The 20,573-nt window shown below is 68.5% G+C and carries 22 protein-coding genes and 1 tRNA gene; 4 read left to right on the forward strand and 19 right to left on the reverse strand.

Features of this window, described 5'->3' with window-relative positions:
* Positions 1–352: 352 nt before the first annotated feature.
* The 6 genes from thrB to MRBLMG1_RS37290 all read right to left on the reverse strand — a co-directional run bounded on the left by thrB (position 353) and on the right by MRBLMG1_RS37290 (position 7,467).
* Positions 353–1,270 (reverse strand): homoserine kinase, encoded by a 918-nt coding sequence (gene thrB / locus MRBLMG1_RS07675; protein ID WP_367822039.1) that lies wholly within the window; start codon positions 1,268–1,270, stop codon positions 353–355.
* 302 nt (positions 1,271–1,572) lie between these two features.
* Positions 1,573–2,643, reverse strand: coding sequence for a threonine synthase (thrC, locus tag MRBLMG1_RS07680; protein WP_367822041.1), 1,071 nt, complete (start codon positions 2,641–2,643; stop codon positions 1,573–1,575).
* Positions 2,644–2,649: 6 nt separating this feature from the next.
* Entirely contained in the window at positions 2,650–3,942 is a 1,293-nt protein-coding gene (locus tag MRBLMG1_RS07685; RefSeq protein WP_367822043.1) for a homoserine dehydrogenase, read from the reverse strand.
* 140 nt (positions 3,943–4,082) lie between these two features.
* Positions 4,083–5,474, reverse strand: a complete 1,392-nt coding sequence (gene lysA / locus MRBLMG1_RS07690; protein ID WP_367822045.1) for a diaminopimelate decarboxylase — start codon at positions 5,472–5,474, stop codon at positions 4,083–4,085.
* A 10-nt stretch (positions 5,475–5,484) separates the two neighbouring features.
* Positions 5,485–6,588 carry an ArgS-related anticodon-binding protein NrtL gene (gene nrtL / locus MRBLMG1_RS07695; protein ID WP_367822047.1) on the reverse strand — a complete coding sequence of 368 codons (1,104 nt, stop codon included), beginning with the start codon at positions 6,586–6,588 and terminating at the stop codon, positions 5,485–5,487.
* A gap of 222 nt (positions 6,589–6,810) precedes the next feature.
* Positions 6,811–7,467, reverse strand: a complete 657-nt coding sequence (locus MRBLMG1_RS37290) for a response regulator (protein ID WP_414721508.1) — start codon at positions 7,465–7,467, stop codon at positions 6,811–6,813.
* 162 nt (positions 7,468–7,629) lie between these two features.
* On the opposite strand from MRBLMG1_RS37290, the gene MRBLMG1_RS07705 reads away from it, so the two are divergent.
* Positions 7,630–7,701, forward strand: a tRNA-Arg gene (locus MRBLMG1_RS07705).
* A 659-nt stretch (positions 7,702–8,360) separates the two neighbouring features.
* Here the strand turns inward: MRBLMG1_RS07705 and MRBLMG1_RS07710 are convergent.
* The 12 genes from MRBLMG1_RS07710 to MRBLMG1_RS07765 all read right to left on the reverse strand — a co-directional run bounded on the left by MRBLMG1_RS07710 (position 8,361) and on the right by MRBLMG1_RS07765 (position 15,503).
* A complete protein-coding gene (locus MRBLMG1_RS07710; protein WP_367822049.1) occupies positions 8,361–9,734 on the reverse strand; it encodes a tyrosine-type recombinase/integrase in 1,374 nt (457 codons plus the stop codon).
* Positions 9,731–9,916 (reverse strand): helix-turn-helix transcriptional regulator, encoded by a 186-nt coding sequence (locus MRBLMG1_RS07715; RefSeq protein ID WP_367822051.1) that lies wholly within the window; start codon positions 9,914–9,916, stop codon positions 9,731–9,733. The genes MRBLMG1_RS07710 and MRBLMG1_RS07715 overlap by 4 nt, the downstream gene beginning before the upstream one ends.
* Positions 9,913–11,313, reverse strand: a complete 1,401-nt coding sequence (gene repSA / locus MRBLMG1_RS07720) for a replication initiator protein RepSA (RefSeq protein WP_367822053.1) — start codon at positions 11,311–11,313, stop codon at positions 9,913–9,915. The genes MRBLMG1_RS07715 and repSA overlap by 4 nt, the downstream gene beginning before the upstream one ends.
* 5 nt (positions 11,314–11,318) lie before the next feature.
* Positions 11,319–11,498, reverse strand: coding sequence for a hypothetical protein (locus MRBLMG1_RS07725; RefSeq protein ID WP_367822055.1), 180 nt, complete (start codon positions 11,496–11,498; stop codon positions 11,319–11,321).
* A 94-nt stretch (positions 11,499–11,592) separates the two neighbouring features.
* Positions 11,593–12,138: a GGDEF domain-containing protein gene (locus MRBLMG1_RS07730; protein ID WP_367822057.1), complete on the reverse strand. Its 546-nt coding sequence runs from the start codon at positions 12,136–12,138 to the stop codon at positions 11,593–11,595.
* 5 nt (positions 12,139–12,143) lie between these two features.
* Positions 12,144–12,455: a SpdD-like protein gene (locus MRBLMG1_RS07735; RefSeq protein ID WP_367822059.1), complete on the reverse strand. Its 312-nt coding sequence runs from the start codon at positions 12,453–12,455 to the stop codon at positions 12,144–12,146.
* Between the two features lie 11 nt (positions 12,456–12,466).
* A complete protein-coding gene (locus MRBLMG1_RS07740) occupies positions 12,467–12,622 on the reverse strand; it encodes a hypothetical protein (protein WP_367822061.1) in 156 nt (51 codons plus the stop codon).
* A gap of 20 nt (positions 12,623–12,642) precedes the next feature.
* Entirely contained in the window at positions 12,643–12,831 is a 189-nt protein-coding gene (locus MRBLMG1_RS07745; RefSeq protein WP_367822063.1) for a mobile element transfer protein, read from the reverse strand.
* A 19-nt stretch (positions 12,832–12,850) separates the two neighbouring features.
* Entirely contained in the window at positions 12,851–13,528 is a 678-nt protein-coding gene (locus MRBLMG1_RS07750; RefSeq protein ID WP_367822065.1) for a DUF2637 domain-containing protein, read from the reverse strand.
* Positions 13,529–13,548: 20 nt separating this feature from the next.
* Positions 13,549–13,740: a hypothetical protein gene (locus MRBLMG1_RS07755; RefSeq protein WP_367822067.1), complete on the reverse strand. Its 192-nt coding sequence runs from the start codon at positions 13,738–13,740 to the stop codon at positions 13,549–13,551.
* A gap of 81 nt (positions 13,741–13,821) precedes the next feature.
* Entirely contained in the window at positions 13,822–15,168 is a 1,347-nt protein-coding gene (locus MRBLMG1_RS07760; protein ID WP_367822069.1) for an FtsK/SpoIIIE domain-containing protein, read from the reverse strand.
* Positions 15,169–15,170: 2 nt separating this feature from the next.
* The gene (locus tag MRBLMG1_RS07765; RefSeq protein ID WP_367822071.1) at positions 15,171–15,503 is read right to left on the reverse strand and encodes a hypothetical protein; all 333 of its coding nucleotides are present in this window, start codon (positions 15,501–15,503) and stop codon (positions 15,171–15,173) included.
* A gap of 153 nt (positions 15,504–15,656) precedes the next feature.
* On the opposite strand from MRBLMG1_RS07765, the gene MRBLMG1_RS07770 reads away from it, so the two are divergent.
* The 3 genes from MRBLMG1_RS07770 (at position 15,657) to MRBLMG1_RS07780 (ending at position 17,999) form a co-directional block, all read left to right on the forward strand.
* Positions 15,657–16,451, forward strand: coding sequence for a GntR family transcriptional regulator (locus MRBLMG1_RS07770; protein ID WP_367822073.1), 795 nt, complete (start codon positions 15,657–15,659; stop codon positions 16,449–16,451).
* Positions 16,448–17,128: a YdcF family protein gene (locus tag MRBLMG1_RS07775; protein WP_367822075.1), complete on the forward strand. Its 681-nt coding sequence runs from the start codon at positions 16,448–16,450 to the stop codon at positions 17,126–17,128. Before MRBLMG1_RS07770 ends, MRBLMG1_RS07775 begins: the two co-directional genes overlap by 4 nt.
* A gap of 109 nt (positions 17,129–17,237) precedes the next feature.
* Positions 17,238–17,999 (forward strand): AbiV family abortive infection protein, encoded by a 762-nt coding sequence (locus tag MRBLMG1_RS07780; RefSeq protein WP_367822077.1) that lies wholly within the window; start codon positions 17,238–17,240, stop codon positions 17,997–17,999.
* A gap of 603 nt (positions 18,000–18,602) precedes the next feature.
* Here MRBLMG1_RS07780 and MRBLMG1_RS07785 read toward each other — a convergent pair.
* Positions 18,603–19,931 carry a Fic family protein gene (locus MRBLMG1_RS07785; protein ID WP_367822079.1) on the reverse strand — a complete coding sequence of 443 codons (1,329 nt, stop codon included), beginning with the start codon at positions 19,929–19,931 and terminating at the stop codon, positions 18,603–18,605.
* Between the last annotated feature and the right edge of the window lie 642 nt (positions 19,932–20,573).

Raw genomic sequence — 20,573 nt, forward strand, 5'->3', positions numbered from 1 at the left:
GTGGACCGTGTCCGGGGCGGTGGTCCCGCCGGGTACGGCGGAAGGGAGAAAACGTGCTGTGGGTCCGGCCCGAGCGCCCCCTGCTCGGCCCTCACGCAGAAGAGCGAGGGGTGTCGTGCCGGTTCCGGAGCGTGCTCAAAACTGCTCAGGCAGGCTGCTCAGGCAGTTGAGGAGGCTCCCGGAAGAATGGTGGTCCCTGATGGGGACTCTCCGCACCGCTCCACAAAGAGGTCGGGTGCAGACTTGAGGTTAACACTACCGGCTCCAACAAACATTCCCCCTCTCCCTCACCGGCAATCTCGTGTCCGGAGCACCACGGGGGACGCTGCCCGGCGCCCCCCGCCGCTGCGCCCTAGGGCGCCAGCGGCAGTACGACGGCTCCGGACGCGTCGAGGTCGAGCCGGTTCGCGGCCCAGCCCTCGCCCGCCAGTAGGGCGACCTTGTCGGCCGTCCCGTGTTCGGCCAGCGCGAGCACCGTGGGGCCCGCGCCGGAGATGACCGCGGGGACGCCGTCCGCGCGCAGCCGGTTCACAAGGGCGATGCTCTCCGGCATCGCGGGGGCCCGGTACTCCTGGTGCAGCCGGTCCTCGGTGGCCGAGAGCAGCAGCTCGGGGCGGCGGGTCAGGGCCTCGACGAGGAGGGCGGCGCGCCCGGCGTTGGACGCGGCGTCCACGTGCGGGACGGTGCGCGGCAGCAGTCCGCGGGCGGTCTCGGTGAGCACGGGCTTCCCGGGGACGAAAACCACCGGAACGATGGAATCCGAGGGATCCATCCTGATCGCCCGCGCGGCGCCGGACTCGGTCCAGGCGAGCGTGAATCCGCCGAGCAGACAGGCGGCGACATTGTCGGGGTGCCCCTCGATCTCGGTGGCGAGTTCGAGGAGGGCGGCCTCGTCGAGCTTGGCGTCCCCGCCTATGGTCACGGCGCGGGCGGCGACGATGCCGGCGCAAATGGCGGCGGAGGAGGAGCCGAGGCCGCGGCCGTGCGGGATGCGGTTGGCGCAGACGACCTCGAGGCCGCGGGGCTGCCCGCCCAGCAGGTCGAAGGCGGTGCGCAGGGAGCGTACGAGCAGGTGCCGCTCGTCGCGCGGGAGCGTGTCGGCACCCTCGCCGGCGATGTCGATGTGCAGTCCGGAGTCGGCGACCCGGACGACGACGTCGTCGTAGAGGCCCAGCGACAGGCCGAAGGCGTCGAAGCCCGGGCCGAGGTTGGCGCTGGTGGCGGGGACGCGCACCCGTACGGCGGCGGCGCGGAACGCTGGACCGGCCATCGCTCGTTGACTCTCCTTGATTGCGGCAACAGACATTTCGAACAGCGGGTGGGGCTTCACACAACGAGTGCGGAAGGCGACGCACCCGGAGACCCGGGGGCCGTTTCGGCCACGGAGGCGACAACGGCAACGACACCGCGCATATGCGTCGGGGCGGGTTGGGTACAGCCTATCGAAGGAAGGTTCTGTGGCGACATAGGGCGCACAGGAGGCGCACGATGCGTGTCGCGAGCCAACCTGTGCGCCTATGTACGTTCCTGATCGGCTGTCGATCAGGGCTTTCCCCTTACGGAGGGGTGAGATCAGGCCAGACCGAGGCGCTCGGCGGCAGCCGCGGCGTCGACCGGGACGGTGACCGGCTGCGGCGCACCGGCCACGGCCCAGTCGGGGTCCTTCAGGCCGTTTCCGGTCACGGTGCAGACGATCCGCTGCCCCGGGTCGACCTTGCCCTGCGCGGCGGCCTTCAGCAGACCGGCGACCGACGCGGCCGACGCGGGCTCGACGAAGACGCCCTCCTGTGCGGCCAACAGGCGGTAGGCCTGCAGGATCTCACGGTCCGTCACCTCGTCGATGAAGCCGCCCGACTCGTCGCGCGCGGCGATCGCGTAGTCCCACGAGGCCGGGTTGCCGATGCGGATCGCGGTGGCGATCGTCGACGGGTCCTTGACGACCTCGCCGCGCACGAGCGGCGCGGAGCCGGAGGCCTGGAAGCCCCACATGCGCGGCCGGTGCGTCGCGAGACCGTCCTCGGCGTACTCGCGGTACCCCTTCCAGTACGCCGTGATGTTGCCAGCGTTGCCCACGGGGAGCACATGGATGTCGGGGGCGTCGCCGAGCATGTCGACGATCTCGAACGCGGCGGTCTTCTGGCCCTCGATGCGGACCGGGTTGACCGAATTGACCAGCGCCACCGGGTAGTTCTCGGAGAGCGAGCGGGCCAGCGTCAGGCAGTCGTCGAAGTTGCCGTCGACCTGGAGGATCTTCGCGCCGTGCACGAGGGCCTGGCCCATCTTGCCGAGCGCGATCTTGCCCTGGGGCACCAGGACGGCCGACACCATGCCGGCGCGGACCGCGTAGGCCGCGGCCGACGCCGAGGTGTTGCCGGTGGAGGCGCAGATGACGGCCTGCGCCCCCTCCTCCTTGGCCTTGGAGATGGCCATGGTCATGCCCCGGTCCTTGAAGGAGCCGGTGGGGTTGGCGCCCTCGACCTTGAGGTGCACCTCGCAGCCCGTGCGCTCGGAGAGAACCTGAGCGGGGACGAGCGGCGTGCCGCCCTCACGGAGCGTGACGACCGGCGTCGTGTCCGTGACCGGAAGGCGGTCCCGGTACTCCTCGATGATGCCGCGCCACTGGTGGGTGCCCTTGTCGGTCATGGGTCCTTACTCCCCTTCAACACGCATGATGCTGGCGACACCGCGCACGGTGTCGAGCTTGCGCAGCGCCTCGACGGTCCCGGAGAGGGCGGCGTCGGGCGCGCGGTGGGTGACGACGACGAGGGAGGCCTCGCCGTCCTTGCCCTGCTGGCGCACCGTATCGATGGATACGCCGTGCTCGGCGAAGACCGTCGCGACCTGGGCGAGGACGCCCGGCTTGTCGGCCACGTCGAGGCTGATGTGGTACCGCGTGACGACCTCGCCCATGGAGCTCACGGGCAGCTGGGTGTACGCGGACTCGCCGGGGCCGTTGGCCTCGTTGAGCTTGTTGCGGCACACGGCGACGAGGTCGCCGAGGACGGCCGACGCGGTCGGAGCGCCGCCGGCGCCGGGGCCGTAGAACATGAGCTGCCCGGCGGCGTCGGCCTCGACGAAGACCGCGTTGTACGCCTCGCGGACGGAGGCCAGCGGGTGGCTGAGCGGGATCATCGCGGGGTGCACGCGCGCGGTGACGGACCCGCCGTCCGCGGCCCGCTCGCAGATCGCGAGCAGCTTGATGGTGCAGCCCATCTGCTTGGCGGACGCGAAGTCGGCGGCGGTGACCTCGGTCATGCCCTCGCGGTAGACGTCGTCGAGGCGCACGCGCGTGTGGAACGCGATCCCGGCGAGGATGGCGGCCTTGGCGGCGGCGTCGAAGCCCTCGACGTCCGCGGTCGGGTCGGCCTCCGCGTACCCGAGGGCGGTGGCCTCGTCGAGCGCCTCGGAGTAACCGGCACCCGACGTGTCCATCTTGTCGAGGATGAAGTTCGTCGTGCCGTTGACGATGCCCATGACCCGGTTGATCTTGTCGCCGGCGAGGGACTCGCGCAGCGGCCTGATCAGCGGGATCGCACCCGCGACGGCGGCCTCGTAGTAGAGGTCCTGGCCGTTCTTCTCGGCGGCGGCGTACAGCGCGGCACCGTCCTGGGCGAGCAGCGCCTTGTTCGCCGAGACGACGGACGCGCCGTGCTCGAAGGCGGTGGTGATGAGGGTGCGGGCCGGCTCGACGCCGCCGATGACCTCGATGATGACGTCGATGTCGCCGCGTTTGACCAGGGCGGTGGCGTCGGTGGTGATCAGCTCCGCGGGGATGCCCTCGCGGACCTTGTCCGGGCGGCGGACCGCCACGCCGGCGAGCTCGACCGGGGCGCCGATGCGCGCGGCGAGGTCGTCGGCGTGCGTCGTCATGATGCGCGCCACCTCTGAGCCGACCACTCCACAGCCCAGCAGCGCCACCTTCAGCGGACGCGTACGCATCATCCGACCTCGTTTCTCGTACTTCTGTTGCGTATCTCTACGGTGGGAACCAGTCTCACTCACCGGACGGGGGTTTCCGCCCCTCGTCCGGATCCTGAGACATCGATTTCATCACTCGACTATTTCACCACGCGACTATTTCGTCAGCCCACGTCAAGGCGCAGGAGATCTTCCTCCGTCTCACGCCTGACGATCACCCGCGCCTCACCGTCGCGGACCGCGACGACGGGCGGCCGGAGCGCGTGGTTGTAGTTGCTGGCCATCGACCGGCAGTACGCCCCCGTGGCCGGCACCGCGATCAGATCGCCGGGCGCCACGTCCGAGGGCAGGAACGCGTCCCGCACCACGATGTCGCCGCTCTCGCAGTGCTTGCCCACCACACGGGCCAGCATCGGCTCGGCCTCACTGGTCCGCGACACGAGACTGACGCTGTACTCGGCGTCGTACAGCGCGGTCCGGATGTTGTCCGACATGCCGCCGTCGACGCTCACGTACGTCCGCAGCCCTTCGAGCGGCTTGATCGTGCCCACCCGGTAGAGCGTGAAGGCCGTCGGCCCGACGATCGCGCGGCCCGGCTCCACCGAGATCCGGGGCGTCGCGAGCCCGGCGGCCTCGCACTCCCTCGCCACGATCTCGTTCAGCGCCTTCGCGATCTCGTGCGGCTCGCGCGGGTCGTCGTCGGAGGTGTACGCGATGCCCAGGCCGCCGCCGAGGTCGATCTCCGGCAGCTCCACCCCGTGCTCGTCCCGCACCTCGGCCAGCAGCCGCACCACACGGCGGGCGGACACCTCGAAGCCGGCCATGTCGAAGATCTGCGAGCCGATGTGCGAGTGGATCCCGATCAGCTCGAGGCCGTCCAGCTTCAGCGCCCGCCGCACCGCCTCCGCCGCCTGCCCGCCGGCCAGCGCGATGCCGAACTTCTGGTCCTCGTGCGCGGTCGCGATGAACTCGTGCGTGTGCGCCTCCACACCGACCGTCACCCGGATCTGCACCCGCTGCCGCTTCCCCAGCGACTGCGCGACGTGGGCGACCCGCACGATCTCCTGGAACGAGTCGAGCACGATCCGCCCGACCCCGACCTCCACGGCCGTACGGATCTCCTCCTCGCTCTTGTTGTTCCCGTGGAACGCGATGCGCTCGGCGGGCATCCCGGCGGACAGCGCCGTCGTCAGCTCACCACCGGAACACACGTCCAGGTTCAGCCCTTCCTCCTTCAGCCACCGCACGATGGCCCGGGACAGGAACGCCTTGCCCGCGTAGAACACGTCCGCGTCCTTGCCGAACGCCTCCGCCCACGCCCGGCACCGCGCCCGGAAGTCGGTCTCGTCGAGGAAGTACGCGGGCGTGCCGAACTCCTCGGCAAGCGCGTCGACACCGATCCCGCCGACGGTCGCCACCCCCCGCTCGTCCCTCGCGACCGTCCGCGACCACACCTTCGGGTCGAGGACGTTCAGGTCGGCGGGCGGCGCGGAGTAGTGCCCCTCGGGAAGGACATCGGCGTGACGGGGTCCTGCGGGGTGGGCGGAACGGCTCATGTCTGCTCTTTCAGATCCGATCGGGTGCGCTGATGCCGAGCACGGACAGGCCACCGGCAAGCACCGCCCCGGCGGCTTCGGCAACCGCCAGCCGGGAACGATGGGCGGCCGAGGGTTTCTCCCCTCCGAGCGGCAGCACCGAGTACTGAAACCCCAGCAACCCGTCCGCCACCACTTCCAGGTGCCGCGCCACCCGGTCAGGAGCCCTGAGCCGCGCCGCGGCAAGCAACACGAGCGGGTAGTCGGCAAGCGCGGAAACCAGCTCGCGGGCTTCGGGGGGCGGGGCGGGGGTGGTGCCGCCGGACGGCGCGGGGGTGGTGCCGCCGGACGGCACGGGGGTGGTGCCGCCGGACGGCACGGGGGTGGTGCCGCCGGACGGCACGGGGGTGGTGCCGCCGGACGTCTCGCCGGGCATGTCGTCTTCGTACGCGGGGGTGACACCGAGCTGCTCGCCGTTGACCAGGAGCCTCCGCACGCGCGAGTACGCGTACCGCACCCGGAACAGACCGTTGCGCTCATGCTGGACGAGCAGCGGCGCGCCCTCCAGGGGCCGGTCCTGCGGTGCGGCCCGCAGCAGCGACCACCGCGCGGCGTCGACCCCGAACTCGTCGACCGCGTACACCCCGGGACGCACGTACATCCGCTCGTCGCCGCCGCCGTACGCGGCTTCCGCCCCCTGGCTGCTCAACAGCCGCACGACGGTCTCGACGACGACCGCGGCCCGCGCCTCGCTCACCTCGGCGAAGCGCACACGGGTCCCCGCGAGGGCGGTGCCATGTCCGTACGCACTCCCCGCACCGACGATCGCGCGGACGAGCCCGCGCCCCACATCGCCCCGAAGAGTGAAGTTCAAAAACCCGGGCCCGGTGATCTCCACACCCGCGAGCCCCGGCACATCCCGCAGCCGTTCCTCGATGATCCCGGCGACCTCGAGCCCACTCCGGCCGGCCGGCCGCGCCAGCGTCAACGCGATGTTGCTCGCGTACTCCCCGGCACCCCCAGGCCTCGCCCTCTCGACCTTCACCCGCGACGGCACCTCGACCCGCAGCGCACCCTCATCGACCGCACGCCGCACGGCGTGCAGCACGGTCAGGGACAGGTCCGCGGGGGTCACGCTCCAAGCCTAGGGGAGAAGGGGGGTCCCCACGCGAACCGGTTTCGCCATCCGGTCACCCACACCCACGACCAGCACTCTTCCCCTCCCCACCTCGGGGGGCATGGCGCCCACCTCGGGGGGCGTGGCGCCCACCTCGGGGGGGGAGGAACGGGCTGCGTCACCCACGTAGGGGCGCGGGCTCCCGGGGCGTCACCCTCACTCACCCCACCCCGGCCAGCCCTACCGCCCGAACTTGTCCATCAGTCCGGCAGCGTCCTGCCTCCCACCGGAGTCCTGCCGTGCGCGTGCACCTTCACGCCCACCACAGGAGTCCTGCCGCCCGTGTGTGGCTTCCCGCCCACCGCCGGGGTCCTGCCGTACGTGAGTGGCTTCCCGCCCACCGCCGGGGTCCTGCCGGACATTCACTCCGTCCGGGACACCGACCGAGTCTTGCCGTCGTGCGTCGGCTGCGGCCGGCTCCTCTCCCCCGTCCTGCCCGTTCGCCTCCCTCCGCTCCCGTCGCTCGCGATGCATCAACTGACGCACCACGCGCACGAGCTCGGATGGCTCGAAGGGCTTCGCGAGAAAGGCATCGACACCGGAAACCGGCCCGCCGGCCACCTCGTGCTCCCCGCACGCACTGATGATCGCCACAGGCAGATGACTGGTCCGCGGATCCGCCCGCAACCGCTCCGCGGTCTTGATCCCGTCCAAACGAGGCATGACGACGTCCAGGGTGACGACATCAGGACAAACCCGATGCACGACATCCAGACATTCGGCACCATCGGCCGCGGTCACGACCTCGAACCCCTCGAGTTCGAGATTGACCCTGATCAACTGCCGGATCACCTTGTTGTCATCGACAACGAGCACCCGACCGGACACGCCTGACACACACACGAGAGTAGGACCCCCCCACCAGCTGCGTCCGGGTTTTACCCACTTCTGACCCGTGCGAGGGACCCCACCCCCCATGACACCCCCGAAATCCCTGTTCACAGGCACACCCCCCAAGCTGGTAGGGTTCTACCCGTCGCCACAACCACAGCGACGAACGCCCCCGTAGCTCAGGGGATAGAGCAACGGCCTCCGGAGCCGTGTGCGCAGGTTCGAATCCTGCCGGGGGCACTTCGCAAGAAGTGCCAAACAGACCCCGTGATCAGCGGAAACGCTGGACGCGGGGTCTTGTTGTATGTGCAGGCGTGTGCAGCGCTGAGCCGCCGTATGTCGAGGTCTGTGGACGAGGCGTGGACGGGATCTTGCAGCATCGCCGCAGGTGAGCACAGGCGACGGTGACGGCCTAGCAGTGCCATGCAACCCCGGCGGGCGGGCAGGCCGTGGATGCCGTCGATACGGGTAACGCCGGCGTGCCGCGAAAAGATCGCTCTCGCGAGGGGAGGATCTTGGGTTGGACTGAAGCGGCTGGTGGGCGGACACTCGCGCAGCGGCTAACTCGCCTGCCTCATATGGTTGTTCGTCTGACAAAGTGCCGAACTGACAAGGTTCGCAACGTTAGACTCCCTCGCGACGGTGGTCAGCGACGGACAACACGGAGGACAAGAATGAGCGCGAGCGGGACCCGCACTTGCTCTTGGTGCGGCGAGGGAGGGCACGACAGACGGTCGTGCGACGTCTCTCCCAACGCTGGGAAGTGCAGTGTGTGTGACTACCGCGGGCATGACAAGCGAAACTGCCCGCGCAAGTGAGGAAGCACCACCGCGAGTAGGGCTCAAAACGAGGAAGGCCCCAGACGACACGCCTGGGGCCTCAGTGCTGGGACGGACGGCTCACTCGTATTCGCGGAGTAGGTCCTCGATGCGCCGGTTGGCGACGTCCTGGCGCCCGTCGAGGCACTTCGCGTAGCGGGTCAGCAGGACCTCGACGCTGTTGCCGGCGCGCTCCGCCACCTCAGTCGGGTCGACACCCGCGTTGAGCCAGGTCGACAGCGCCGAGTGCCGAAGATCGTATGGCCGACTCGCTAGCGGCGAGGCAGCAACGGCCGGCGGAAGCGCGAGAAGCCGGGCCTCCTGCCAGACGCGGTAGTAGGTCGAGGACGGAACCACCGAGCCCTTCTCGCTGAAGAACAGGCGCCCGTCGTCCGCTGTGCCGAAGGTGTTCAGGTGCTCACGGAGAACGGCAACCAGGTGGGGCGGGATGGGCACACGCCGAACGTCCTCGGTCGGCCGGTTCTTCAGCCCGCGGTCGTCGTGGGTCTCCCCCGAATCAGTCCACTGCTTGCCGGCTGTCGGTCGAGTCCGATGAAGGAGTGCCGAGCCCCAGCCTTGCTCGGGGAGGGTGAGGTCCGTCTCGACCAGGCCGACGGCTTCTGCCGGGCGAAGGCCACCGAAGTACATCGTCGCGAAGAAGCCGACGAGGCGACGACCGCGAGCACGCCGGTACCCACCGATGTAGGAAACGGCCGTCAGCAGGTTGCGAGCCTGCTCCGGGTTGGCGACGACGCGAGGGTCGACCTGGTTGGAGACCTTCGGCTTCTGCCAGCGGACGGCCGTGATCGGGTTCTCCCGCAGTTCCCCCAGGTCCAACGCATAGTTCGCTGCGTTGACGAGGGTCCGACGCTTGCGCCGCACGGTTTCCGCAGCGGCCGCGGTCCCGTCGAGCTTCAGTTTCAGAGAGTCGAGCACCGCACGAGCCGTTGCCGGCTCAGCAAGATCAGCGAGTGGCCGAGATGCCTTGGACACCCAGTGAAGGACATTCTCCACATCGTCCGGCACTTCTCGCTCTGCGGGCCCCGGAATCACGAAGGCCCAGTTCCGTAGGGCTCTACGGATCGACTCGTCGGTCGGACGCCCGGGGCGATCACCAAGGAGTTCAACCGTGACGCTGGTCAGCGATTCATTGATGCCGTCTCGCGTATTGGGAGCGGCATGGGGCCACTTCATCGCGAGGTACGTGAGGGCGAAGTCGTACCACGATACGGCCGACTTCTTCTCCTCCATCGAGTCAGGGAGGCCGGATTCCGTATCGAACTCTTCGCCGTCCCGCATCGCTCGCATGAGCTTCGTGCGGTAGTGATCGGCGAGCGCTTTGGTGCGGAACGACTCCGAGAAGACGTTGCCCGCCACGGACCAGCGGACACCGTACGACGGCGTCTTGGTGTCGCGCTTACGGACGCTCCAGACCTTCACATCGAGGGACTTCACGCGGCCGTCTCCAATCCGCGGAGCCAGGTGTCGAAGTCGCTCCGCCACACTCGAAGCTCTCCGTTGGGAAGCTTGAACGCAGCCGGCCCCTGCCCCAACTCACGCCAGCGATAGAAGGTGCGCCGCGAAACTCCGTTCAGCTCGGTCAGAATCTGACGAGTGGTCATAAGCTCGTCTCTCATGCCCGCTCTCCTTCCAGGTCGAGTTCGGCGCGCAGTTCCCGTGCGTGTTCGCGGCTGTGCTGGATGTCGCGGCGGATGTTGGCAGCGAGCCAGGACTCTCCCGGTGTCGCGCCGTGGCCGGCGTAGGACCAGTGGGCGACGACGAGAACGGTGGCTTCCGGGTGGTCGCCGGGGTCGGGCAGGCCGAGGGCGGCGCGTTGCTGGGCGGCGCGGTAGTCGGCGCGGACCTGGCGTAAGGCGCCGAGGGTGGTGGAGTAGCGGCGGGATTTGGTGGAGAAGTGGCCGCGGAAGCCCAGCATGTGAGCCCAGGCCCGCAGGCGCCGGTCCGGGTAGGCGGCATCGAGGTCCATGCAGGCTTCCATCAAGCGCCGCGGGTGGTCCGGGACGTCGAGGAGGATCAGGGCCTCCTTGTTGCCGACAGGGTGGTCGACGGAGCCGGTCGTCTCGGCGGCTTTGGTGGCGTACTTGGCGACGTAGGCCGCGACCGCCTGTTCCGTCAGTTCCTCGCCGTTACCGAAGGCGCCGATGGGCTGAACGTCGAGCTGGGTGCCCCACTGGAGGACCCAGTCGTTGACGAAGCCGTACTCCTCGTTGGCCGGGACGACGACGCGGACGCGGGCGGCGGCGGCGCGGATGGCGTCGGTGAGGAGGTCGAGGGTGGCCCAGCGCGGGGGCGGGGTGACGGGACCTTGGGGGCCGTCGAAGCGGATGACGGCGTGGAAGTGGACGGCTCCACGCTTCTGGTACTCAGCGACCTTGCCGAAGGACACCCGGGACTGTTCGCGGGCGGCTTTCTGGGTGAGGCCGGCGCGGGCGGCGATCTCGCGGCGGAGGTAGATCGTGAAGTAGCGCCACAGCTCGGAGGCGTGGTTGTTCCACAGCACCGCGCCCGCGTAGTCGTACGAGGACGGGTCGAGCGGGGTTCCGAGTTCGGGCGCGTCCTCCTGGTGCTGCTTCCCGCAACGGCAGGGGCGGGTGCCGGGCCGGTTGTGGACCGGGCCGAAGGACGGGGCCGTGAGGGTGGCGAAGACGCGAGGGTGATCCCGGATCGTCTCCGGCGTGCCCTTGTCGGGGTTGCCGATGAGTCCGGCGCGGATGAGGTGGTAGGTGTCTCCGGCGTAGGTCCAGGCGCAGGAGGGGCAGCGGGAGGCGCGGCGGTTGCCGCAGGCGACGCGCAGGACGCCGCCGGGTTCGGCGTCGGTGTTGTAGGCGTGCAGGACGGTCTTGGTGGCGGGGTCGAGGGTTTTGGTGCCGCCGGTGAGGCGGATGGGGGCGGTGCAGCCCTGGGTGCGGCGGATTTGTTCGGTGAGGCGGTCGAAGCCGGGGGACCCGGCCAGCCGGAGCAGGTCGCTCAGGGTGGCCGGGTCCAGGCCCGCCGCGGTGGCGGTGTCGGTCAAGGCGGTCACTTCCCGGCGCGGACGAGGGTGGCCGGGGCGGTGCGGGTGCCGGTGCCCTGGCAGAGGGGGCAGGTGGCGGCGAGGGTGCGGCGCTGTCCCTCGGGGGTGACGTTTCCGGTGGTGATGTGGACGACGGGGAAGCCGTCGCAGTGGGAGCAGACGCGCTGGGCCGGGGTCTGGGACATGATGAGTACTCCCTTTCGGGTCCGTTGGATCTGGAGGGTGTTCAGGCGCCCGGGGCGGCGGAAGTTTGGCGACCGAGGCCGTCCCGGGGGCCGCTCAGCGTGTGTTGTTGCGCCTGCCGTGGCCCTTGGCCGCATACATCGAGGCGTCGGCGGCCGAGAGGGCGTCGGTGAGGGTGGGGACCGGCAGTTGGTCGGGGTAGCAGTGGCCGACCGATGCCGAGACCGGCAGGACGTGACTGCCGTGGGTGACCGGTTCGTCGAGGGCGAGGCGGAGGCCGAAGAGGTCGGCGGTACCGAGGGTGGTGATGGCGGCGAACTCGTCTCCGCCGAGGCGGGCGGCGATGCCGTGGCGTCCGCACCAGTCGTTCAACCGCTGTGCGGTGGCGGTGAGTACCGCGTCCCCGGCGGCGTGGCCGTGGGTGTCGTTGACGGCCTTGAAGTCGTCCAGGTCCACCAGGAGGACGAGCGCGGTGGGGTGTTTGGCGATGAGGCGTTCGGCGCGGGCGGTCCATCCGGCGCGGGTGTGCAGGCCGGTCAGCGGGTCGCGGCGGGCGGTGGCCAGGCGGTGCCAGAGCAGTCCGCCGTGGAGGGCCCAGCCCAGAGCCGGTAAGCCAGCCGCCGCGATCGTCTGCGTGTCCATGGAGGTCACCGGCCCTTCTGCATGTCGCGGACGACCAGGCGCAGGACGACGGCGATCAGGGCGACGGAAACCCCGGTGATGGCGACCGCGAGGAGCATCGAGACCAGGACGGCGCCAACGACCAGGACGACGGCGCCACCGCCGGCGGCGAGGGCGAGCGCGCTGCCGGGGGTGAGCTGAACCGTGGTCCGGGGCGTGGCGACCGGCGCCGGGACGGCGGTCTGGGTCGGCTCGATGTCGGCCGCGGGGGCGGGCTTGTGGATCGGGATGGTGTGGCCGGTCGGGAGCGGGTTGACCGGGATGCGGGGCTGGAGCATGACGGGTCTCCCTACTTGGCGATCTGGTCGATGAGCGGGGCGAAGAGGCTGTCGGCGAGGAGGTAGCCGCCGAGGAGGAGTACGGCGACGAGCCACCAGGGCGGGCGGATGAGCTTGATGCCGAGGCCGCCGACGACGATCAGGGCGAGCGAGAGCGGAACGTCCATGGCGCGGGTCTCCTTGAAGGTCAGCGGGGGTTGCAGCGGTGGGTGCTGGCGGCGAGTTCGGCGGCGGCGCGGGTGTTGTAGTCCGCGGAGAACTCGCAGCGCGGGGCGGTGCACACGGCGGTGTGCTTGGTGCGGCCCCGGCCGTCGCGGTGGGTACCGACCTGCACCGGGCCGAACCGGGTCACGTTGTGGAAGCGGTTCGGACGCATGGGCCTGCCTCCTTTCTTGTCAGGCGAGTTGGAGGGCGATGGAGTCCGCGAGGGCCGGGGGCATGCCGTGGCGGGCGCGGAGGGTTTCCGCGTCGATCGGCTGGCCGGTCTGAGCCCGATGGGCGTCCGCGATCTTCTGGGCGTGAGCCATCAGGGCGGGCGGCACCGATACGGCGGGCGGCGCGGGAACGAGATCGGGCTGGGGCGCTGTCCCGGCGGGAGCGGGTTCGGCCGACGGCAGCTCGGGCGCCGGGTTGGGGACGCGCTCCACGGTGAGTTCCGAAGCGACTTCGGGTTCTTCGACGGGTTCGGGTTCCGGCAGGGGTGCGGGGGTCGGGGCGGGTGCGTGGGCGAGGAGGGTGCCGCCGAGGAAGGCGAGGGCGGGCCATCCGGCGACGAGGATGCGCAGCCAGTCGGGGACGTCGTTCATGTCGAGGAGTCCGGCGGTGGCGACGTTGGCGCCGAGGGATGCGATCAGGGCGATGGCGAACCAGAGCCAGGCGTCACGGTTGCCGCCGTCTTTGCGCATCCGGCGCCAGGCGGCCACCAGCAGCAGGTCGACGCTGACCGGGTAGGCCCAGGCCTTCCAGCCGTCCTGTCCGGCCGCGGCTGCCAGGTCGTGCAGGTGGGCGAAGGACAGGGCACCGGCGATGACGGCCTGGATGAGCACGGCGTCGAGGCGGAGGGTGCGGAACACGAGGTCGTCTCCTTCCTGGGTCAGGTGGTGCCGGTGCCGAAGCAGTCCGGGCACAGTCCGGTCTGCGTGGCGTTGATCGCCCGGTGCTTACGTCCGACGAGCACGGTCGTCGTGGTCTCGCCGGTGCCGGCGCAGGTGCCGCAGGGCGGCGGGACGGGCGGGGGCTTGGGCAAGCGGCGGCGCGGAGCCGGCGTCTTTTTCACGGTGCTCATGGCGGTTCCCTTTCGGCTTCGGGCATGGGTCGGGTAGGGACCTGGCGTGAGACGGTCACGCCGACCGAGGGAAGAGGAGCGTCAGCTCGTTGCCGGAACCGGCTTCACCAGCACGGGCGCCGCAGGCCCGGCGAGGGTGGGGATGTTCGGCCGGTACGGGGAGAGGGCCGGGATGTCCGGGGTGAGGTGTGCGTGCTCGGCGCAGATGGCGGCGGCTTCGGCGGCGGCGAGTTCCGGGGTGCGGATGCGGGACCAGCCGCCGGAGGTGTCACCCGCCACCGCGAGGCCCGGCTTGTCGGGCGGGATCGCGGTCACGGCCACGACCGCGTCCGGGGCGATGTCGCCGAGACCCATCTCCGCGGTCTGCTTGTCGTTGACGCGGTGCACGACGCGGCCGGTGAGCTGGGCGCGGAGCGCGGTGGCGCCCTTGCCGAGGTCGGAGCCGAAGCGCTGTCCGCAGATCTCCAGGAACATGCCGGCCGCGCGGGCCATCTGCCCGAGCCGGATCAACTGGGTGACCATCCGGTCCCGGCGCTCCTCGTCCTTCTTCGTGGCGACGAGGAAGAGTTCCGCGACCTCGTCCACCAGGAGCACGATCGGTACCGGGCGGAGGCTGTCGGGCAGTTCCCACACGTCGGAGGCGCCCAGGTTGCTCAGCAGGTCGAAGCGGGTTTCCATCTCCGCCACCAGGGCGTCCAGCAGCCCGGATGCTTCGTCGGGGGTGATGGCGAGGGCGGACAGCCGGGGCGCGAATCCCTTCTGCTCGACCCCCCGCTTGCAGTCGATGCCGACCAGGGCCACCCGCAGCCGGGCGAGCCCGGCGATCAGGTTGCGCTGGTACATGGACTTGCCCGACTGGTTCGCGCCGAGCGTCAGCGCGTGCGGGACCTTGAAGTAGTCCCGGACGAACGGGGTGCCGTCCTCCCGCAGCGCGACCGCAACGGCCATCGGTCCGGCCGGAATGCTGCGGGGCATTTTCACCTTCCGCAGAACGTCGTAGCCGGTCATGCGCAGCTCGACGAACCCGGGCTTGGTCTCCATCACGTTGACGGAGTGGACGCCCCAGGCGTGCCGCAGCCGCTCGGAGGCCGCCATCACGTCGGCGGGTTCCAGACCGGCCGGGAGGCGCAGAGTGACCCGCAGCCCGGTCGAGGACACCCGGACCCGGCGGATCTTCGGCGGCACCGGCTGAACATCCGGGCGGCGGGCGAGGTTGCGGACCATGAACGCCCGCAGGCGGGAGGGCTGCACCGTCAGCCCGCACACGTCCATCGTCGAGCGGTACGTCACCGCGAACCGCGTGGCCGCCACCGGCAGTCCGGCCAGCGACCAGAACACGCGCGGCGCGCGGACCTTCGCGTATCCGAGGCCACCGCCCGCACCGGCGAGCGGGAGACCGACCTCCCATAACGTCGAGATGTCGGTCATGGTCAGGCCCCCATCGGGGTGATCGCGACGGCGCGGAACGAGATGCCGTGACGGGTCTGGCCGTTGAACGTGTTCTCCCAGTCCCGGGCCTTGAGGCCGATGACCGAGACCGGCATGCCCGGGGCGAGCCCGTCGGGGAGACCGGTCTCCGGAACGGTCACCTGGTAGAGGTTGCCCTCCCCCTCGTCCGAGATCAGCAGACCCACCGTGGACAGCCCGGCACCGGTCTCCCGGTCCATGGCGCGCTCACCGGTCTGCTTGCTGACGAGCTTCGGGGCGGGGGCCGTGGCCACGAACACCACAGCAGTCGACGTGTCGATCTTGAAGGACGGCATCAGCACTCCCTACGTTGTTGGGCAGCCCGAACTGGAACTGCCAACTCGCTGTCCTAGGACTGCGAGCGACTGAGTAGATAGTGGCCCGTAGTCCTAGGACTGTCAACAGTCCTAGGACTGTGTTTGACTTGTTCCTGTCGAGAGGGGTACGTGATGGCGCCCAAGTGGCGGGAGCTGGCGGACAAGCTGGCCGAGCAAATCAGGAGGGGTGACTACGAGCCGGGCCAGGCCTTGCCGCAGATCAGAGCGCAGGTCGATGCAGGCGAAGGCTCCAAGGCCACCGTCCATGCCGCGTACAAGGCCCTGGAGGCGGAGGGTCTGGTCACCTCCACGCGCGGCCATGGGACTGTCGTACGTCAGCAAGTGCCCCTCAAGCGACTCGGCATCGCCCGGTACGACAAGGCGAAGTGGCGCGACGGCGACGAGGTGGCGTTCATCGCGGACCGGGTCGCCTCAGGGCGGGCGTACCGCCGCAACGAACAGACGCAGACGGTGAGCCTCGTCGACGCCCCGCCGGCGGTAGCAACTGCCCACGGCCTGGAAACCGGAGCTCCGGTCTACGCCCGGGCCCGGCTGGTGAAGGAAGGCGACCAGCCGACGCACACACTGACCAGCTACTACCGCCCCGAGCACGTCGAGGGCACTCGGATCGTCGACCCCACACCCGGTCCGGCCGGCCGAGGCGGCGGCTACCGAGTCCTCTACGACGCGGGTTACGAGATCGACCACATGAAGGAGTCGCTCTTCGCCCGCACTCCGACAGCGGACGAGGCGAAGCTCCTCCAGCTCCCCCCGGGCGAACCCGTGGTCGAGCTGCATCGGACGACGTACACGGCTGACGGCACAGTGGTCGAGTTCGCCATCGGGGTACATGCCGCTTCCCGTTTCGCCTGGGAGTACGACTTCAAGGTCCCGGACTCGGCGAAGGACAGGGACGGCCAGCAGTGATCTCCACCCAGGACTGGGCCGACACACAGCGCCTGTGGGACTACCACCAGATGGGCCACACACCGCGGCCCTGCTCAGTGGCGATCGGACTCGGCAGCCACGACTTGGGCGTGGCCGACGCCGCAGCCGACCTGTACAAGCGCGGCATGGCCCCACTCCTCGTGTTCACCGGGGCAACGAGCCCGACGACGCGTGAACGCATGCCCCGCGGCGAGGCCGTGCACTACCGCGAGCGGGCGATCGAACTCGGCGTCCCCGGCTCGGCAGTGATGGTGGAGCCACGGGCCCGGAACACGGGCGAGAACATCCGCTTCTCACGGGACCTCCTCGCCGAGGCCGGCATCAAGGTGTCCTCAGTCCTGCTGATCAGCAAGCCCTACGAGGAGCGGCGGGCCTACGCCACGGCGCGGAAGCTATGGCCCGAAGTCGAGATCGTCAGCGCTTCGAGCCCGATGACACTCCAGGACTATGTCGACTCGATCGGCGACGCCCGCATGGTCATCGACATGCTTGTAGGCGCTCTCCAACGACTACTGGTCTACCCAGAACAGGGCTTCATGATCAGTCAGGACGTACCTGCCGGCGTGCTCGCCTCGTACGAACGCCTCTGCCAAGGTGGATTCACGAGCCGCCTGCTCCGAGACATGGAGGGACAGCCCCTCCGGCCTTCCCACTAGGGCCTGGCTGCTGGATCACGTCGCGGTCGTGGCGGCTGGCGAACCTTCACGCGGACCTCGAAGAACGAAAACCCGTGCAGGAGCCGTCGCCCCCTGCCAAGGTGATCCAATGACCACCCTGCCCAGCGATCCCGAGATGGCGGACCGGATCCTGATAGGCATCGGGCGAGAGGCGTTCAAGCACGCCCGAGACCTGCTGCATGCCGCCCGACTGATCCTCGACGCAGAGATCTGGTCGGTCGCCTACGCCAACGCGGCTCTCGCTCTGGAAGAGATCGGCAAGGCGGCGCTCTGCTCTGCGATTCTGCCTATGCCCCTCGCCCAGCGGCAGGCGGAAGTCGACGCTTTCCCCGACAGGTTCACCAGCCATGAGGCCAAGTCCTTCTCCGCGCACCTCGTCCTGCGGATCGCAGAGGAGGGCGCGACCGAGGGCATGGAACAGATCTTCAAGCGCGCCGAGCGGGACGCGAAGCGCACGAATAAGAACAAGTTCCGCGGTCTGTACGTGGACTACAAGAATACTGGCCACCTTCTCAGGCCCGGCGACATCACGAAGGCCCAGGCCAGCGAGCTGATTTCCACCGTTGACAGGGTCCTCACCCTCTCCGCAGATGCCGAGGACGCCATGGGGCAGCCCGAGATCTACTTGTCCTTCATCCGCCAGCTCCGTGACACGTACGGCTCTGCAGACGTGTGGCAGGACCTGGCAGAAGGCATGGACGAGATCCTGCCCGCCATATCAGCGATCGCCCGGGACGAACTGTCCCCGCAGGAGGCGCTGAAGGCGACCGGCCTAGGAGCGCTTCTGGACGGTCTCGTCCCCATGCAGACGGTTGGGCCCGCATCCGATGATCAGAAGGAACCCGTCTAGGCGTACCGAGCACGAGGCCACAGCAAGGTGTTACAGGTTTCTCTACCTCATCAAGGCACCCGCCGCGCACGGCGCGGCGCGCGCGGCCCGTCGCCCGGGCCTGCGCTCCTGTCTACGCCCCGCTCCAGCCCGGCCGCCGTCCGCACGCCTGACAGCTCGGGTTGATGGGTGACGGACCCACGGCGTGGCCGAGGCCGTGCGCGAGTGCGGCTCAGGACGATGCCTCCGGCGGGGGCGCTCAGGCTCCGGGATGGAGGGGGCCCGTGCGCGGGTGCCGGCCGTGGGGTGTGGCGGTGGGGGACTCCCATCCCGTCTGCCGTCGACCCAGGCAGAGCCGAGCAGACACGGCACCGGGCGTCCAGGTCGTTCGTACAGTGGCGCGCTCCACCTGGACGCCCGGCACCGCGCCTGCTCCACGGAGTGTGGGTCGACGGCAGACGGGATGGGAGTTGCGGCGGCGGTGGGCTGAGATTGCGAGCGTCATGCGACAGCTCCCGCCCAAAGCCACTTCGCCGCCCGATACAGCTTGCGCACCCTTCGAAGAAGCTCAGTAACCCCAGAGAGACACAGGCCAGAGGGGATGCCACAGGTCCACTGGAAGAGTCAGGCTGAGCCAATCCCAGCACTACCCTCACCGTTCATGCCACGCAACCGCTGCGCTAGGTCATCAACAGGCGTCCATACATAGGACCGCCCCAATTTACCTTTCTGAAGCAGGCCATACTTCTCCAGGCCAATAAGATCTTGCCGCGCGGTCTCATAGACGATCATATGACTCGTCATATGCGACTGGGCCGAAACAGATGAACCCGGGTTCTTCAATGCGTGATTAAGCAGGGCAATCTGCCGATGATTAAAGACCTTCTGTGCGCCCGAAATGCTCTGCTGCAGCTCGCGAACCTCTTCCGCCTTCCTGAATAGATAGTCATGCAGCTGAGAAATCGATCTCTGCAAGACACCTAGCTGATACAGGTGGAAGTACGTGAGATCATTTTCATCATCCTCGGAATGCAGGTAGCTGTGAGCATACTTGGAAGGCGCATTCTTAAGGATGGGCGAGATGGCTACATACTCAGTCAGCCAATACCCTTGCCTCAGCATCAGCCAGTAGAACAAGATCCTTGCGGTTCTCCCATTGCCGTCCTCGAATGGATGATCGTATCCGATCATAAAATGTACCGTGATCGCCCGCAGAACAGGCGGCACGTACACCTCATCTAGTTCACCGTTTGCGAAGTCGCACAATCTCTGCACTCGCTCAGGGAGTGATTCGGCAGGTGGGGGCTCATGCAGAAGCATTTCCCCATGCCAGACGGCCACACGATCCTCATCCGGACGCTGGAAACGGCCGGATGCATCAGGATTATCGAGGGTCCCATCTGTAACCACTCGATGAATCTCGCAAATCATTTCAGGCGTTAGTCGCTGATTTCGCAACTCGCCCACCATGCGCATCGCCTGGTAGTTGTTGTAGATCATTCGCTCGTCGCGGTCACGGGGCTGACGCTGAGTGCGAATCATCTCCTTGGCGACCTTGCGACTCGTCGAAGCGCCTTCGAGCTGACTAGAGTTGATCGCCTCCTCAATCAAAGAATTGATCAGGTAGCGGTCACGGGTAGCAGGGTTAGTCACCTCCTCACTAATGGTGATCTTTCCACTAGCATCCCGAGTTACCTCCTCCAAGGATTTAAGCACAACATCAGGGAGGGCGAAGCGAAAAGGATTTCCATCAGTATCCACCAGGGGCAGGATGCGCTGCACTCGGCGGCGAGCGAGCTTGATTCCAGCCCACCATTCTTCGTGCGTCAGACCTTCCGGTGGGTTCTTATAACGAAGTTTGTCCCATGGGAGATATGGGTCAGTAGGACCCGCCCCAGGGGCGGTCAGAATGCGCGCCAACTTCCCAGATTCAGACTTCACAATGAGCTGCATAGTTTCCTCCGATGGAGGAGGTGGCATCGGCCTTCTCATACGCATCTCCCGCTCCTTAAGGGGCTACCCTGCCCTTACGCATGACCTCTACGGACACTCGGCGCATTAGTGCAGCCTTCCCGAGCAAGTTACGGAAGAGCGTCAGCACTGCCGCGCCGCAGGCCGACACTGGAAGCCACGGGCTTCAAGGCGGCTGCCCTGGCGTGCAAGCCTGACGGCCGACCGCCTGACCGCAGCACTCGCAAAGACTGGGACCAAACTACTAGCGAGCTACTACTAGCCCCCAGACTAGTAGATCGTTGCCTCATCGACGTAGGTCAGCCTGACTGCAACACAGGCCGGCACACGGATGGCCGCAAAGACTCTGACGACCACCAGCAAGCTCAAAGCCCCCTGCACCCTGGCACGCAAGCCAGACAGCCCACGCCTCACCGCGGCACTCGCAAAGACTGGGACCGAACTACTAGCGAGCTACTACTAGCCCCCAGACTAGTAGATCGTTGCCTCATCGACGCAGGTCAGCCTGACTGCAACACAGGCCGGCACACGGATGGCCGCAAAGACTCTGACGACCACCAGCAAGCTCAAAGCCCCCTGCACCCTGGCACGCAAGCCAGACAGCCCACGCCTCACCGCGGCACT

This window comes from Streptomyces sp. LMG1-1-1.1 (assembly GCF_040815545.1).
Classification (GTDB): Bacteria; Actinomycetota; Actinomycetes; order Streptomycetales; family Streptomycetaceae; genus Streptomyces.